The organism is uncultured Thiodictyon sp. (assembly GCA_903837595.1).
Classification (GTDB): Bacteria; Pseudomonadota; Gammaproteobacteria; order Chromatiales; family Chromatiaceae; genus Thiodictyon.
The window spans coordinates 1-11,848 of the sequence record CAILVI010000161.1 but is presented as its reverse complement, the minus strand read 5'-3'; the positions used below and the strand labels follow the sequence as shown (position 1 = coordinate 11,848).

Genomic DNA, 11,848 nt, shown 5'->3' with positions numbered 1-11,848 from the left:
CGGGGCCGCGGTGCCGTCGATCATGGCGGCCAGGTTCCCGCGCGGTATTCTGATCGCGTTGAGCGCGTCGAAGAGCCCGGCGCCCAGACGGCCTACCGTCGCCGGTCCGAAAAGCCGTTCGCCCGGCGTGAGCATGGCCGGAACCAGCCCGCCCAGGGCGAGACGGTTGAGCAGCGCGCCGTAGTAGCTGGCGGCCGGCTTGCGCAGGACGTAGGACCCGACCGGCAATGCTGCGGGTACAGTGTCCGCGTTGCCGGTGCCCGGCACGGTAGACCAGGACGCGGCCGGGAAGACGGGACCGCCTGACGCAAAGCCATGGATCAGCCCGCCGCTGGCGTTATCCTGCACCGTGCGTTCGTGAATCGTGTGGGTGCTGCTGGTGTCGTGCCCATCAAGCGCGTCTATCGCCCGCATCACCTCGGCCGCGTTGTCGGTGATTTTCACCTCTGGCGGATTCTCAGCAATCGTCGCCTTGGCCTGTCCCATGGCGGTCCCTACCGACTGGATGTCGGCGAGCGCTTTCGTAACGGACAGGCCCAACTGGGGGACATCGGCGCCCCACTTCGTCAGGCTCTTGGCCATATTGGCGACCTCCTTGAGCTTGTCCTTGGCCTCGTTGACACTCAGTGCCAGTTCAACAGGGTGATCCCGCATCGTCGCCATGGCGTTATCCATATCCGCGGAAAGCTTCTCAATATCCGGCTGGATTTTAATCAGAAACTTTTTGCCTTCTAATAGAAGCTCCGTCGTCCGTACCAGTTCATTGACGGTTGATTCGTCGGCCGTAAGCTTGATCTTCAGGTCCTTGCCGAGTGTCTCAGTAATCGCTTCGATCTGCGTCTGTACCGGCGCGAGTGCCGCGATCATGGTTGCCGCAGATGTGTTTGCCGAGTCGCCTAGTTTTTGTTGTGCGTCAGCCGTCGCTTTTAATGCGGATTCTTGATCATTGAGTGCCTTAGATACAAGGTCGATGCCGTCCTTCGTCGCTGCCTGTCCTTCGGTCTTATCCTTTTCGGCCTTAGCAAGCTTTTCCTGTTCCTTGAGCCGATCATCAGTGAGCTTGCGGATAGCCTCCGCGGTCTGCTGTTCGGTTTTCGCGCGTTCTTCTGCCGATTTCCGGGCCGAGTCTACAATCTGCTGATCGGTTTGCGTCGCAATCAGGGTATGTTGCCGTGCTTCTTCGGCAGCGGCCCGCCCTGCTTCCTCCTGTGTTTGTTTCGATACCTGGTCGCGTTTTGCTGCTATTTCTTTGTCGATCTCTACAATGCGCTCGGATGCGGTCTTGGCGTCGGTCTCCCCCTTCTTGGCCCGCGCCACACCATCGCTTGCGAGTTTTGATGCAATATCCTGCATCTTCTTCGCAGTGTCTTCGGCGATCTTATAATCGCCATCAGCCAACATCCGTTTTTGTTCTGACTCCAATTCCGCGAACTGCCGCCGACGATCCGTTGCCGCTTCCTCATCTTTCATCGCGCTCTGTTGCAGCGCACGGATTTTCTCAGCGCCAGACAGATGCAGCGCTTTGATCTGGTCCTCTATGCGAGTCACTTCGGCGAGGTGCCGTTGGCCCTCTGCGGTGAGCGCATCGATGTGCTTGCGGTAATCGCTCTCGATCTGAGTGAGGGTGTTGCGCTTGGCGGTGAGTATCTCTATCTCGACCGCTACGACATCCTCTCCAGCACGCCGCGCCGCTGTCATCCTGCGGGCGCCCTCCTGATCCAACAGGGATAGCGCTTGCTGCTGGTACTGTTGCAGTGCAGCGAGCTTCTGGGCGCTCGCGTCGCGCTCGATCTGCCCGCTCTGCTGCGCGCGGTTGCGCTCGCTGGCACCGCTGATCGCGACCGCATTAAGCCGGGCCTTCGTGTCGCGATCGATGCCAACCAGCGCCTCGTCATAGGTTGCTTTGACCGTTGTTCCGATAGCCTTCCAGCCCGCATCCTCGGCCTTTTGAGCCGCGGACAGATTCTTCTGATGATCTGCGATCTGCTTGTCCACGGCAGCCACCGCATCTATGACGCCTTGCAGACTTTGCGCCGCCGTCTTCCCGGCCTCAGCCACTGCTGCAACAGTCGCCGCGGCCTTCGCGTCGGCGGCAGCCACCGCCAGTTTCCTGAGATACTCGCTGACCTGTGCGATCTCTTCTTTTGTCCGGCCGAGCCTGCCCATTGCTTCTGTTATTTGGTCGATAGATAGCCCGCTGGCAAGTGCCGCCTCTGCGGTCTTGTGCATTTCGGCGGTTGTTTCATCCTGCGTCTTTCCCAGCGCAGCGCCTCTTGCGTTAAGCTTATCGATGCCGCCCAGCCAGGTATCAGCCGCCAGCAATAGAGACTGAAACCCTGTGCGGGTTCGATCGTTGGCGCCATAGAGCGATATCGCCGCATTAACCTGTGCCTTTATTGCGGTTTCATTCTTCGACCATGCGCTACTCGCCGCCGCCAGTTGCGATATTACCGACGCTTGATCTTGTTGCTTTAGCGCTTCGGTGTATACGTCGATTGCAACCGTGTTCGCTTCGTAGCCTTTACCGAGTCGCGCAATCTGGACCCCATGTTGATCAAGCGACAGGTTAAGCCCGGGGATGATCTGCGCCAGGCGCCAGGCGGCGGCGGTGTATTCTTGCGAGCCGACCGTGGAATTTTCCATGACTTCCCGCAGTTTGGTGATCTCATCAATCTGGGCGGCCAACCCTTCGCGTGTTTTGGCGAGGCTGGCCGCCTGCTCTGTGGCCGCCTTATTATTTTCCGCGAGTGATTGACTCAGCGTTGCCACGCCACTGGCGGCGGTATTCCATAGGCCACTGCCGAGGGCGGCGAGCCCCTCGCCGAGCTTACTAAAGGCTGACTCTAAACCTCTTTCTGCGATATTATCAATAGCCGTGATAAAGTCAATGGCCTCGCCAGCGGCCTGCTTAAAGCATCCGCCCGTCTTGGTGAGGATGTCATCTAGCGCATTTAACCCCACCACCACAGCCGCGAAGACCGTGGCAATATTCGCAATAGCACCTGTCGTGTCCTTGAACCCGGATGCGATATCGTGGAAGGCGTTCGTGCCTTCCCGGACCGTCGAAATGACTTCCTTGGTTGCGGATGCCACCGACTTGGTCGTATCTGCATAATCCCTGATCTTTTGCGTCGTACTGACGGCGGCGGCGCCACTGCTGGCGATCTCCGTACCCATTGCCTTTGCGGCATTGCCGGTCATCACGAAGTCTGCTGCCGCGCCGGTTTTCAGATTCGCCAGGGACACCAGTACGTCCTTGATCGGGCCGGATGATTGGTCGATGGCCTCCAGGATGATCTTGATGTTGAGGTCTTGGTTTGCCATCGGTCAGTTCTCTTTACCACGGGCTTCTATCATATCGATCAGGGTGAGAAACAGGGACAATCCATAGTCCCAGACGTTCTGGTGCCCCAACTCGATACAGACTAGGCAGGCTCGATCGATGGCGAGGCACGGGTCACCGCCAGGCGAGCCTGCACGAACTCGATGACGGGCGTTAAAAAATCCCGGTGCATCCCCCACCAAGCGTCTTTGATGGACATGATTTCCGACACGCTGAGGTCATCAACCGTCGTTTCGGGCGGCAATTTCAGACTGTCAGCGGCCAGAGCCAGCAGTTCGGGCAGGTGGCAGCGCAGCAGATCAGCAATCGGCACTTCGGCCAGAGAATGTAATCGCTCTACTGCGCGGCGAATGTCGCACATCCTCATTTCGAGTACAACGGCGTGGCGGTTCTCTCCCAGGTCGGCGATGGTGTTTTTACGCATTTTTTAGTTGCACCGTGTAGGGGCATGTTTTGCCGCTGATCGTGCGCATCTGCCCGGTCATCTCTAAACTCATGAAACTATCGGACAAGAAATCGACTTCCGAGCTGGGGGTGAGAGTGGCCTCATCGATCCATACTTCACAGTTCGTACCATCCACTAGATTGATGCCGTCGAGCAGCAGTCCGACCTTGATCGAGGGACATGTCGATCCGCTGATGGTAAACCCCGCCACGTCACCATATTTGTAGCTCATGGTTACCGGAGTCGCGGCGATAAGCGAGTCCCCGACATATTCGACCAGGCCCAAGCGCAGATTGAATGATAGATCGGTTATCGGCACGGTGACTGGTACCGTGTCTGTGGTCGCCACTACGATCAGCGATCCGGCGCTATTGGCCGTGATATTGGCGTGCGGCATACGCACGCTACGCCCGGGAATCAGGGTCAGGGTGGTTGGCGTCCCGGAGCTGACCGTGCCGGCGGTTTGGGCCAGGTTGGTGACGCTACCCAGCAGGGCCAGGGCCAGCTTGTCTTTGTCTATTTGGTCCAAGGTCAGTTTTAGCGTTGCGGGCTTTTTCACTGAGACGGTCGCGATGATCTGACCGTAAGTTTCACGCATCCGACTGGTGAGGGTTTTGATGTCTGTGGTCTCACTAATCGCCAGTTTGGTGGCGTTCGAGACCCGGAGAAATCCGGTGGATACCCCTGCATCAGTTAGGCGATCGATGTAGAGGGTGCCGGCGAAGGCGTAGGCTTGGGCAGTCATGGGGTGGTCCTCGGGGTTGGGTTACGTGGTGGCGGCGATGGCGGCGTCCCAGTTGGCGGCCCAGGTTGCGCGGTGCGGTTTGCCTGGGCGCCAATTACGCAGGTAATAGTTCCAGGCTGCGTCGGGGGTGGTGGGCAGTGGTTGCGGATCTGTGAACAGGAGCAAGCGGGCGAAGGCAGTGGCAAGTCCGTCGTGGCCTTCAAGTGCACGCCAGATTGCGCCGGACTGGAACGCGACGGCGTAGGTTATGCAGATGGCGGCGGCTGCCATTTGGGTGGCTGAGTGGTGCATGACGCCCTGGACTCCGCCCTTTTGCTCGAACTGCCACCAGCCACGGGCGGGGCCCGGGGTATCGCCAGTGAGCTTTTGGTAGCGTGAGGCGAAACCGGATTCCTGGGCGGCAATGGTGAGCATGATGGTTTCGGCCGGGGTGGTGCGGGGGGGGCCATCGATGGCTGCGAGTTTGTCCAGGCCGGGGATCAGTATGCTGGCGCGGAAGTTGATCATGTGGTTGGTCAGGCTGAGGTCGCTCATTTTTCCGGGGCTGCCTCTTTGCGCAGCACATTGATCATCGCGATGGCAGCCAGGCCCAGCGAGAGGATTGTGGTCTGAATTTCGGGTGCAATGCTAATTCCGCACGCGGTCAGAAAGCCAATTAGACCCTTCCAGGTCGATTGCTCGCCCAGGCGGGCGATTGTCCACTCAAGGACCGCAGCGGCCTTTGGTGACGATTCCAGTTTCATGATGCCCTCATTTGTGAGTGATATAGATCCAAATGGCCCCGAGCACGGAGGTTATCCCAGCAGCCGCTACCGCCAACATTTGCCGCACCCAACTGCTTTTGAGCCCTTCGATGTGGGTAGCAATGGTCGCGATCGAGGCCGCATTGGCTCTACCTTGCTCGCGTATCTCGTGCAGTAGCTCTCGTGAGTGCCCGTGCTCACTCTGGAGTACAGCGAAGTCTACCCCGCGCCGTGAACATCCCTGCTCCAACGATTCAATGCGCCCGATCAGGCCGCGGGCTTCGTGGCCGATCCTCCCTATTGCCTCACGGGTCAAGGCTGTTGTAATTTCAACGGCATCGATCCGCTTCTCCAAATCGGGCGCAGTTGTCATAGCTACTCGGCGGCGGTGTTGGCCGCGACAGCTTCGGCCAGCTCGTTAGTCTGGGCTAACAGACGATCGGCGAGAGCGGTAAGTGCTATCGGGTCATTGGCCGCAAGCGCATCCATCAGTTGGGCGTGAATGCCGTTCAGCAGCACGATGGCGCTGTCCGCGACATTCTCAATGGCTGCGACTTGTGCAATAAGGGCGGTAAGGGCTTCGGACATAGTACTAATTCTCCTGGCAAAGAAAAAAAGCAGTGACGCAAGGGCGAAGAACTGCACGGCGAAAAGCATCATAAAATTATCGGTATTAGTCATGGTTACGGCACCGCCCTCGCTGACTCAAACCAAGCGTAAATGGCCGCATCATTAAGGCCCAGCAGGGCGCCCAGAGTGGCTACCATGGGGTCAGTGGGACGCCACGTCTTTGCGCCGTGGTACCGCACCTGTTCCTGCACTGTGAGATTAGCTGCCACGAATAGGTCCATCTGTGCCAGAACGTTGGGGGCAGGGAATGATGCCAGTGGTCCTTCAGTCACAGGTAGCATACCGGCCAGGACGTAGCGGCCCTGCCAGGCGTCAATAACGGATTTGGTGAGTGAAATTTTAAATTCTTCCAGAGATACCTCTTCTTCTGAACCGCGTCTCCACCCACCTACTACAGAAGAGTCCTGAATAGCTGGTCCCCAATGATCTTCATACCAACATTGACCTAGCCCCCCTCCCTCTTCATGCAGCGCCAATGTCGACATCGGATTATCATTTGCATCACAGAAAAGACCATATTGGGGTTGCCAAGTCATTTCTTCACAGACACAAGAGGATACCCAGACTCCGTGTAAATTATCCGAGGTATCAAAAATAATTTGAGCTATATGTGTTTTAGCCATTTATTATGCCTCACAACAGTAATAGTGATATTAAACCCCGAGCCCCAACGCCGCCAGCTCCTGAGTACTTAAACTCACCTCCGGTCTTCCCTCCCCCTCCTCCCCCTCCTCCAGGATATCCTCCATTCCCTCCAGTCCCGCCGTCTAGTGTTTGGCCTACTCCTCCTCCTCCAGAACCGCCTTGCCCTCCTATTGGAGGCCAATCAGGATAACCAGAATTATTCAGACCCGTTGTAGAATTTACACGACTCCCTCCGTTACTACCTGGATAACCACCTGCACCTCCTGCAAGTGTAGACATAACCCCGAAACGCTTAGATGTAGCACCAGAACTCCAGCCAACGCCAATACCCCCTCCACCACCTCCCGTAGGAGCTAGAAACTCAGTAGACAACGAAGCGGTTGACGCAGCCCCTCCACTACTTGAAGCTGATGAAAGACCGACATTTACTCCCGTAGGACTCGCGGTCGGAGTCCCGCTGGTATTCGTTCCCGCTGTAGGAATATCGGTAATGAAATCGCCCCATGACGTAGCATTTCCTGCGATACCAACGGTCGCACCAGGATTGAAACTACCGTCACCCCTTGGGGTACCTGCTACAGATGCTCCTACTATCCAACTTACAGAGGATGATAAATTAGATAAAAGAAATGGACCCGCGATAATTACGTTACCTCCTCCGCCTCCAGCGCCTGGAGATACAACAAGCGGGGAAAGACCTGCTGACCCTCTACCGCCTCCACCTCCGCCACCAAATAAGGCCACAAAGACAAACTGATACCCTGCTGCAATCCAAGCTGCAACATCATCCGTGCCAGTACCAGAGACATGGGTGACGATCAAGGGCGCAACCGAAGCATTAGCCCCGATGGCGGTACAAAACGCCGCTGCACTCAACGCTGATACAGAGTTGTCCGCATTTATTCTCGGAAAGGTAACGGCGCTTGGATCCGCCAAGGTCAGCAAATTAGACCCCGTCGTCGTGGCCCCCAAGCTAGTCAGCGCAGTAGCCCCGGATTCACCGACCCAGGAGGAGCCATTGCCGACGAGGAAAGTCCCGTCACCCGGGGTGCCGACAGTACCGATACTGTACAGATTGGCGTCTAGAGCCCAAGTATCGGTACCGGTCTTTTTCAGCACCCCGGTCTGGGTGGACTGCAAAGCCCTGGCAATATACGTCAGATCTTTATCCTTGGACTGAAACGATCCGCCGCTGCTCATGGACGCTACCCGAAGCTATCAGTTAGGCACAATGACTGGACCAGACACAGAAGCCTGTGTCTGAATGTACGACTCGGCTTGCGCCTTGACATCCGCCACCAGGGCTGCAACCTGCACATACGGAAGCTGGCCGAGTGCGCTTAAGATCGTGTTCACCTTCTGTACCGACAGCTTCAGTTCAACTTCCGTTAGATCGTTCATCTTTGCCTCTGGATCAAGTGAATTGAGCATCAAACCAGCAATCCGCGGCACCGATGGTCTTGGTGGCCCCGGTGGTTGAATTGCTGATGGTGATGCCAGTAGCGAAGGCCCTGCCGTACACCCCGAAGTCGAAGAAGAAATTCGACTCCGCGGGAGCCAGGAGAGTGAGCTTCGGGGCCGAGCCATCTGCGGGTAGCGACGCCGTATCATGCAACTGTATCCATTGATCGGATGTCTTGGCGTTGTACCCGTTGATCATGTACAGGGTCCCGGCGCTTGCCTTCGCGATCATGCTTGCCGCATACGCTGATACGCTGTTATTAGTTTTCGCCGCATGAGATGCCGTGACCGGAATGGTATCGATCGTCGTTGAGCCATTGGACAGTCGCACGAAAACGGGAGTTCCAACCGGCGCGTCAACCGTGAGGCTGCCGCTCGCATCCGTCACGCCAACCGAAGCCGCTATGGAGACCGGCTGTGTCGCCTGCCAGAAGGTTCCGTCAACCGTAATCGATCCAGAGTTATCAGTGATCGCTACCGTGGATGCAATAGATACAGGCTGGGTAGCTTGCCAGAAAGTACCAGAAACCGGCTGGGTCGCTTGCCAGAAGGTCCCGGTAACCGCCACCGAGCCCGACACTGCTACGGTGCCGTCAACGGTAATGGCGCCTCCACCGTCAGCGATATTGACCAGACCGCCCGAAGTCACCGAGATGACCTGCGAGTTGGTCCCGTCGGTGCCGCCAACAGCGAACATCTTCGTCGTGCCAAATGTTGCATTGTCGGCAATAACAGTGTCGTCGAGCAGTTGCAGCGATGTCAACGCCGACCCATCGACCTGTACCGCAAAGGTGCCTGCATTGGTTACTGCACCTGAAGGCAGCGACGCCAGTGAGACCGGGATCGTATCTATCGCCGCGCTGCCAGTAGACAGCCGGACAAACACAGGAGTAGTGGCCGGTGCGTCAACCGTGAGGCTGCCCGAATTATCCGTAACCGCTACCGATGCGGCGACAGATACTGGCTGCGTGGCTTGCCAGAACGTACCATCAACGGTGAGCGAGCCGCCGCCGTCAACCGCGGTAACACTCCATGTACCAGATTGAGTAGCCGCCACGGTCCCGGAAACGGCAACCGAGTTGTTGGGACTGATCGCAACGACGAGAGCGGTATCACCGGCGACCGCGGCAGTGCTGGCGGCTTTTACCGTTGCACTATTGGTTCCGTCAGTGATTTTGCTGGTAGTCTTGAACTTGGTCGCGTCGGTCTGCTCGACCGTGATCGTCTCAAGGGCCGCCAGAGATACAGTGCCGAGATCGACCGTACCTGGAACGGTGATGCTGATGTTCTCCAGGGCCGCCAGCGACTCATCGCTGAGTTGAACCCGCAGAGTACCTGTAGAAGAGGCACCAGCGCCCGTTGCAATGGCGTTGCCACTGACCCGCTTGAGGTCGATGGACGAAGAAGAAGAACCTTGAGACATTATGACACCTCAATTCCAAACAGGTTAAAAGACATATTCGAGGAGCCGGCCTGTGCTCTAAGAATATCCAACGAACCCAGCGTTATGCCAATAGTAGCTACAAACGACGAATTACCATCAACAGGCTGGTCAAAGTATACATACTGCTCTGGCGAATCCGCTGCCCCACCGACGGCTACCGCCGCCCGAAAACTTCCATCCACCCCCCCTCTATTGCATACGACCAGAGAACTCACGACGCAGGACGATGAAAGTGGTACCTCATAAAGGGTAACCAGGACGCCCGTATCTGGACTCGCCTGTCCTAAGATCTTCGCCGCTTCAGGCATAATCAAGCGCCCATCAATGCGTATAGTCGAGCAACAGTATTTCCGTCAGCTCCCGCAGGTCCTGGTGGCCCCTGCTGTGCAGTGGTCACGACGAGTTCGGCAGGGTTCCCTAATGAAACAATGATGGGTGCCGGTGTTTCCGATACGATATCCACAATATATGGAGATGACGTAATCGCGGTAACGGCAAGACTGTTCGAGACGATATCCACAATAGATGGGGATGACGTCACCGCAGTAACAGCGAGGCTAGTCACAGGGTGATATCCTCAACAATATTGACAATAAACGTATCCGTCGATGTCCGGGTCTTGTCCTGGAAAGTGATCTCTAGGTCTGCCTGGTAGGTCCCTGGCGCTATATCCGCCATCGTTTCGTATGGGACTGCAAGTGTAATAGTCCCAGCGTGTTCGTCAATGGTAAGCGCGTCTGCGTCGCTAACAGACAGAACGGCCTGAGTCGCTCGGGGAGCTTTCAGTTGCAGCCGGGCAGTGGCGTCAGTCAGCTCGATAACAACACCGGCAGAATCGCGGACGGTGAATACTACTGTCCAGGTATCTCCGCGTTTCGTGCTGATGCCCTTCATGTCGGTTTTTTCCTTAGCTTTCGCCGCCCAGGGGACGCCGGGGGCCGTCATCACCCAGACATTCCAGCGGATCGGTCGGCAGGTAGATATCCTGCTCCCAGCGAATCTGGCGCGCGCCATAACCGTTCAGCCCAGGCTGCCAGTTGGTCGTCAGCACCGTGACGCGCGTTGCTGGATGCACCGCGGCGCCCAGCCCCCAGCGTGCTCCTGGATGCCCTCCCAGCCGGGGGTCAGGGTCCGGCTGGCGAAGAAGAACCAGCAGCGAGGATGCGAGCACATCGAGGGCGACCTGGATGTCGACGGTCTCAATGCTCAAGATCACCCAGAGACTGATACTCAAGCGGATCGCTGTGCGCTGGCGTAGCGCCCGACGCGCGGTCTCATCGTCAGTGACTTGATCTTCGATTTCCAGGTATAAGGCTGGCACCGCCAGTTGCACTGTGGCATCCAACAGCGTCATCGGATCGTATGGCGCATAGGTCACAAACAGCTCGGCATAGTTCGCGCGCAGCGTGGTGAGAATCGCGTCGTAGAGCATATCAATAGTCGTAGTGACTGGCGCGGTCATTTATTTGTTGCCTCAACCGTCATCGCGTATTCGATCTCTTGGCGCAGAATGGCTGCAAAGTATGCTTCAGCTTCGGGCAAGATATATCGCGCTACGGCTACAGCGGCCGTGTGGACTTCCATTTTTACCACAACGATGCGCTCCAGGTTCTGCTTGCCCCGCCGTCCGAATCTCCCGGTTCTCTCCATGACCGCCGAGTCCGTCTCTCCCGGTTCGATCCATGCCCAAGTTCCGGGAAACAGTTTACGACCGACCATTGCGCCCCTCATACGGCGATTCCAGGTCACATTGCCTAGGTGCGAAAGCTTTACTGGATTAGACCCTACCCAGACCGCGATGCCATCTCGCCCGTTCGTGCCAAGGGGGGAGACAAAAACGCGATCCTTCCAGACCTTTTGCGGTAATTCGGTAGCCTGCGATATTTCGCGCAAGAATTTACGCTGCAACCATGTGCCGACAGTTCGATAAGCCCGGATATAGGCGCGGACCACCGCTGGGGAAAGTGTCGCGAAATAGTCCTGCGACTCTTTGATGCCGGTCGTCTTGAGTTGAAAAACCTGGGCTTCATTGCTCATTGCCAGCGCGACCACGGTGCCGCCCGCACCTTTTCTGGCATCAGATGCGCCCGTACCAGCCCGTCACAGGGCTGGTCCAGGTCCACGACGACATAGCCGGCGCCGCGGATGACGAGCAGGTCGCGCTTGTTGACACGAGCGGCGTCGGCGGCCAGCAGGTCCAGGTACCGGTTGATCTGTCCGGAGAGGCGCACCGCGGCCCCGGCCTCGGGCCAGGGGCTTTGCGGCACCGGGGTCTTGCCGAAGACCCCTGGCACCAGGGACCCATTGGGCAGGCGCACTGGCTCACCAAAGGCGCCCGTGTCGACGATCGCCAGGTTGAGTGCGTCCAGATTGGCCTCCCAGTTGGCCATGG

Annotated in this window: 15 protein-coding genes; all 15 read right to left on the bottom strand. The window is 57.5% G+C overall.

What is annotated here, in order from left to right; genetic code table 11:
- Positions 1–3,324: hypothetical protein (locus QZY44_RS08725; RefSeq protein ID WP_295445136.1), on the bottom strand; the 3,324-nt coding region annotated here is incomplete at its 3' end.
- Positions 3,325–3,425: 101 nt separating this feature from the next.
- Positions 3,426–3,767 (bottom strand): hypothetical protein, encoded by a 342-nt coding sequence (locus QZY44_RS08720; protein WP_295445134.1) that lies wholly within the window; start codon positions 3,765–3,767, stop codon positions 3,426–3,428.
- Positions 3,760–4,533, bottom strand: coding sequence for a hypothetical protein (locus tag QZY44_RS08715; RefSeq protein ID WP_295445131.1), 774 nt, complete (start codon positions 4,531–4,533; stop codon positions 3,760–3,762). The genes QZY44_RS08720 and QZY44_RS08715 overlap by 8 nt, the downstream gene beginning before the upstream one ends.
- Positions 4,534–4,554: 21 nt before the next feature.
- Positions 4,555–5,067, bottom strand: a complete 513-nt coding sequence (locus QZY44_RS08710) for a hypothetical protein (protein ID WP_295445128.1) — start codon at positions 5,065–5,067, stop codon at positions 4,555–4,557.
- Positions 5,064–5,276, bottom strand: a complete 213-nt coding sequence (locus QZY44_RS08705; RefSeq protein ID WP_295445125.1) for a hypothetical protein — start codon at positions 5,274–5,276, stop codon at positions 5,064–5,066. Before QZY44_RS08705 ends, QZY44_RS08710 begins: the two co-directional genes overlap by 4 nt.
- 7 nt (positions 5,277–5,283) lie before the next feature.
- The gene (locus QZY44_RS08700) at positions 5,284–5,649 is read right to left on the bottom strand and encodes a hypothetical protein (protein ID WP_295445123.1); all 366 of its coding nucleotides are present in this window, start codon (positions 5,647–5,649) and stop codon (positions 5,284–5,286) included.
- Between the two features lie 2 nt (positions 5,650–5,651).
- Positions 5,652–5,957 carry a hypothetical protein gene (locus QZY44_RS08695; protein ID WP_295445120.1) on the bottom strand — a complete coding sequence of 102 codons (306 nt, stop codon included), beginning with the start codon at positions 5,955–5,957 and terminating at the stop codon, positions 5,652–5,654.
- Positions 5,958–5,959: 2 nt separating this feature from the next.
- Positions 5,960–6,529 (bottom strand): hypothetical protein, encoded by a 570-nt coding sequence (locus QZY44_RS08690; protein ID WP_295445117.1) that lies wholly within the window; start codon positions 6,527–6,529, stop codon positions 5,960–5,962.
- Positions 6,530–7,195: 666 nt separating this feature from the next.
- Positions 7,196–7,360, bottom strand: coding sequence for a hypothetical protein (locus QZY44_RS08685; RefSeq protein ID WP_295445115.1), 165 nt, complete (start codon positions 7,358–7,360; stop codon positions 7,196–7,198).
- 409 nt (positions 7,361–7,769) lie between these two features.
- Positions 7,770–7,952 (bottom strand): hypothetical protein, encoded by a 183-nt coding sequence (locus QZY44_RS08680; protein WP_295445112.1) that lies wholly within the window; start codon positions 7,950–7,952, stop codon positions 7,770–7,772.
- A gap of 13 nt (positions 7,953–7,965) precedes the next feature.
- Entirely contained in the window at positions 7,966–9,435 is a 1,470-nt protein-coding gene (locus QZY44_RS08675; protein WP_295445109.1) for a hypothetical protein, read from the bottom strand.
- A 582-nt stretch (positions 9,436–10,017) separates the two neighbouring features.
- Positions 10,018–10,350, bottom strand: coding sequence for a BppU family phage baseplate upper protein (locus tag QZY44_RS08670; protein ID WP_295445105.1), 333 nt, complete (start codon positions 10,348–10,350; stop codon positions 10,018–10,020).
- Between the two features lie 13 nt (positions 10,351–10,363).
- The gene (locus QZY44_RS08665) at positions 10,364–10,888 is read right to left on the bottom strand and encodes a hypothetical protein (RefSeq protein ID WP_295445102.1); all 525 of its coding nucleotides are present in this window, start codon (positions 10,886–10,888) and stop codon (positions 10,364–10,366) included.
- A 26-nt stretch (positions 10,889–10,914) separates the two neighbouring features.
- Positions 10,915–11,493, bottom strand: coding sequence for a hypothetical protein (locus QZY44_RS08660; protein WP_295445099.1), 579 nt, complete (start codon positions 11,491–11,493; stop codon positions 10,915–10,917).
- Positions 11,490–11,848: hypothetical protein (locus tag QZY44_RS08655; protein WP_295445097.1), on the bottom strand; the 359-nt coding region annotated here is incomplete at its 5' end. The genes QZY44_RS08660 and QZY44_RS08655, both read right to left, overlap by 4 nt.

What these genes read in the sequence shown, in the direction of transcription:
- QZY44_RS08720 (WP_295445134.1), bottom strand. Translation starts at nt 3,767, where the DNA reads ATGCGTAAAAACACCATCGCCGACCTGGGAGAGAACCGCCACGCCGTT.
- QZY44_RS08715 (WP_295445131.1), bottom strand. Translation starts at nt 4,533, where the DNA reads ATGACTGCCCAAGCCTACGCCTTCGCCGGCACCCTCTACATCGATCGC.
- QZY44_RS08710 (WP_295445128.1), bottom strand. Translation starts at nt 5,067, where the DNA reads ATGAGCGACCTCAGCCTGACCAACCACATGATCAACTTCCGCGCCAGC.
- QZY44_RS08705 (WP_295445125.1), bottom strand. Translation starts at nt 5,276, where the DNA reads ATGAAACTGGAATCGTCACCAAAGGCCGCTGCGGTCCTTGAGTGGACA.
- QZY44_RS08700 (WP_295445123.1), bottom strand. Translation starts at nt 5,649, where the DNA reads ATGACAACTGCGCCCGATTTGGAGAAGCGGATCGATGCCGTTGAAATT.
- QZY44_RS08695 (WP_295445120.1), bottom strand. Translation starts at nt 5,957, where the DNA reads ATGACTAATACCGATAATTTTATGATGCTTTTCGCCGTGCAGTTCTTC.
- QZY44_RS08690 (WP_295445117.1), bottom strand. Translation starts at nt 6,529, where the DNA reads ATGGCTAAAACACATATAGCTCAAATTATTTTTGATACCTCGGATAAT.
- QZY44_RS08685 (WP_295445115.1), bottom strand. Translation starts at nt 7,360, where the DNA reads ATGTCTCTGGTACTGGCACGGATGATGTTGCAGCTTGGATTGCAGCAG.
- QZY44_RS08680 (WP_295445112.1), bottom strand. Translation starts at nt 7,952, where the DNA reads ATGAACGATCTAACGGAAGTTGAACTGAAGCTGTCGGTACAGAAGGTG.
- QZY44_RS08675 (WP_295445109.1), bottom strand. Translation starts at nt 9,435, where the DNA reads ATGTCTCAAGGTTCTTCTTCTTCGTCCATCGACCTCAAGCGGGTCAGT.
- QZY44_RS08670 (WP_295445105.1), bottom strand. Translation starts at nt 10,350, where the DNA reads ATGAAGGGCATCAGCACGAAACGCGGAGATACCTGGACAGTAGTATTC.
- QZY44_RS08665 (WP_295445102.1), bottom strand. Translation starts at nt 10,888, where the DNA reads ATGCTCTACGACGCGATTCTCACCACGCTGCGCGCGAACTATGCCGAG.
- QZY44_RS08660 (WP_295445099.1), bottom strand. Translation starts at nt 11,493, where the DNA reads ATGAGCAATGAAGCCCAGGTTTTTCAACTCAAGACGACCGGCATCAAA.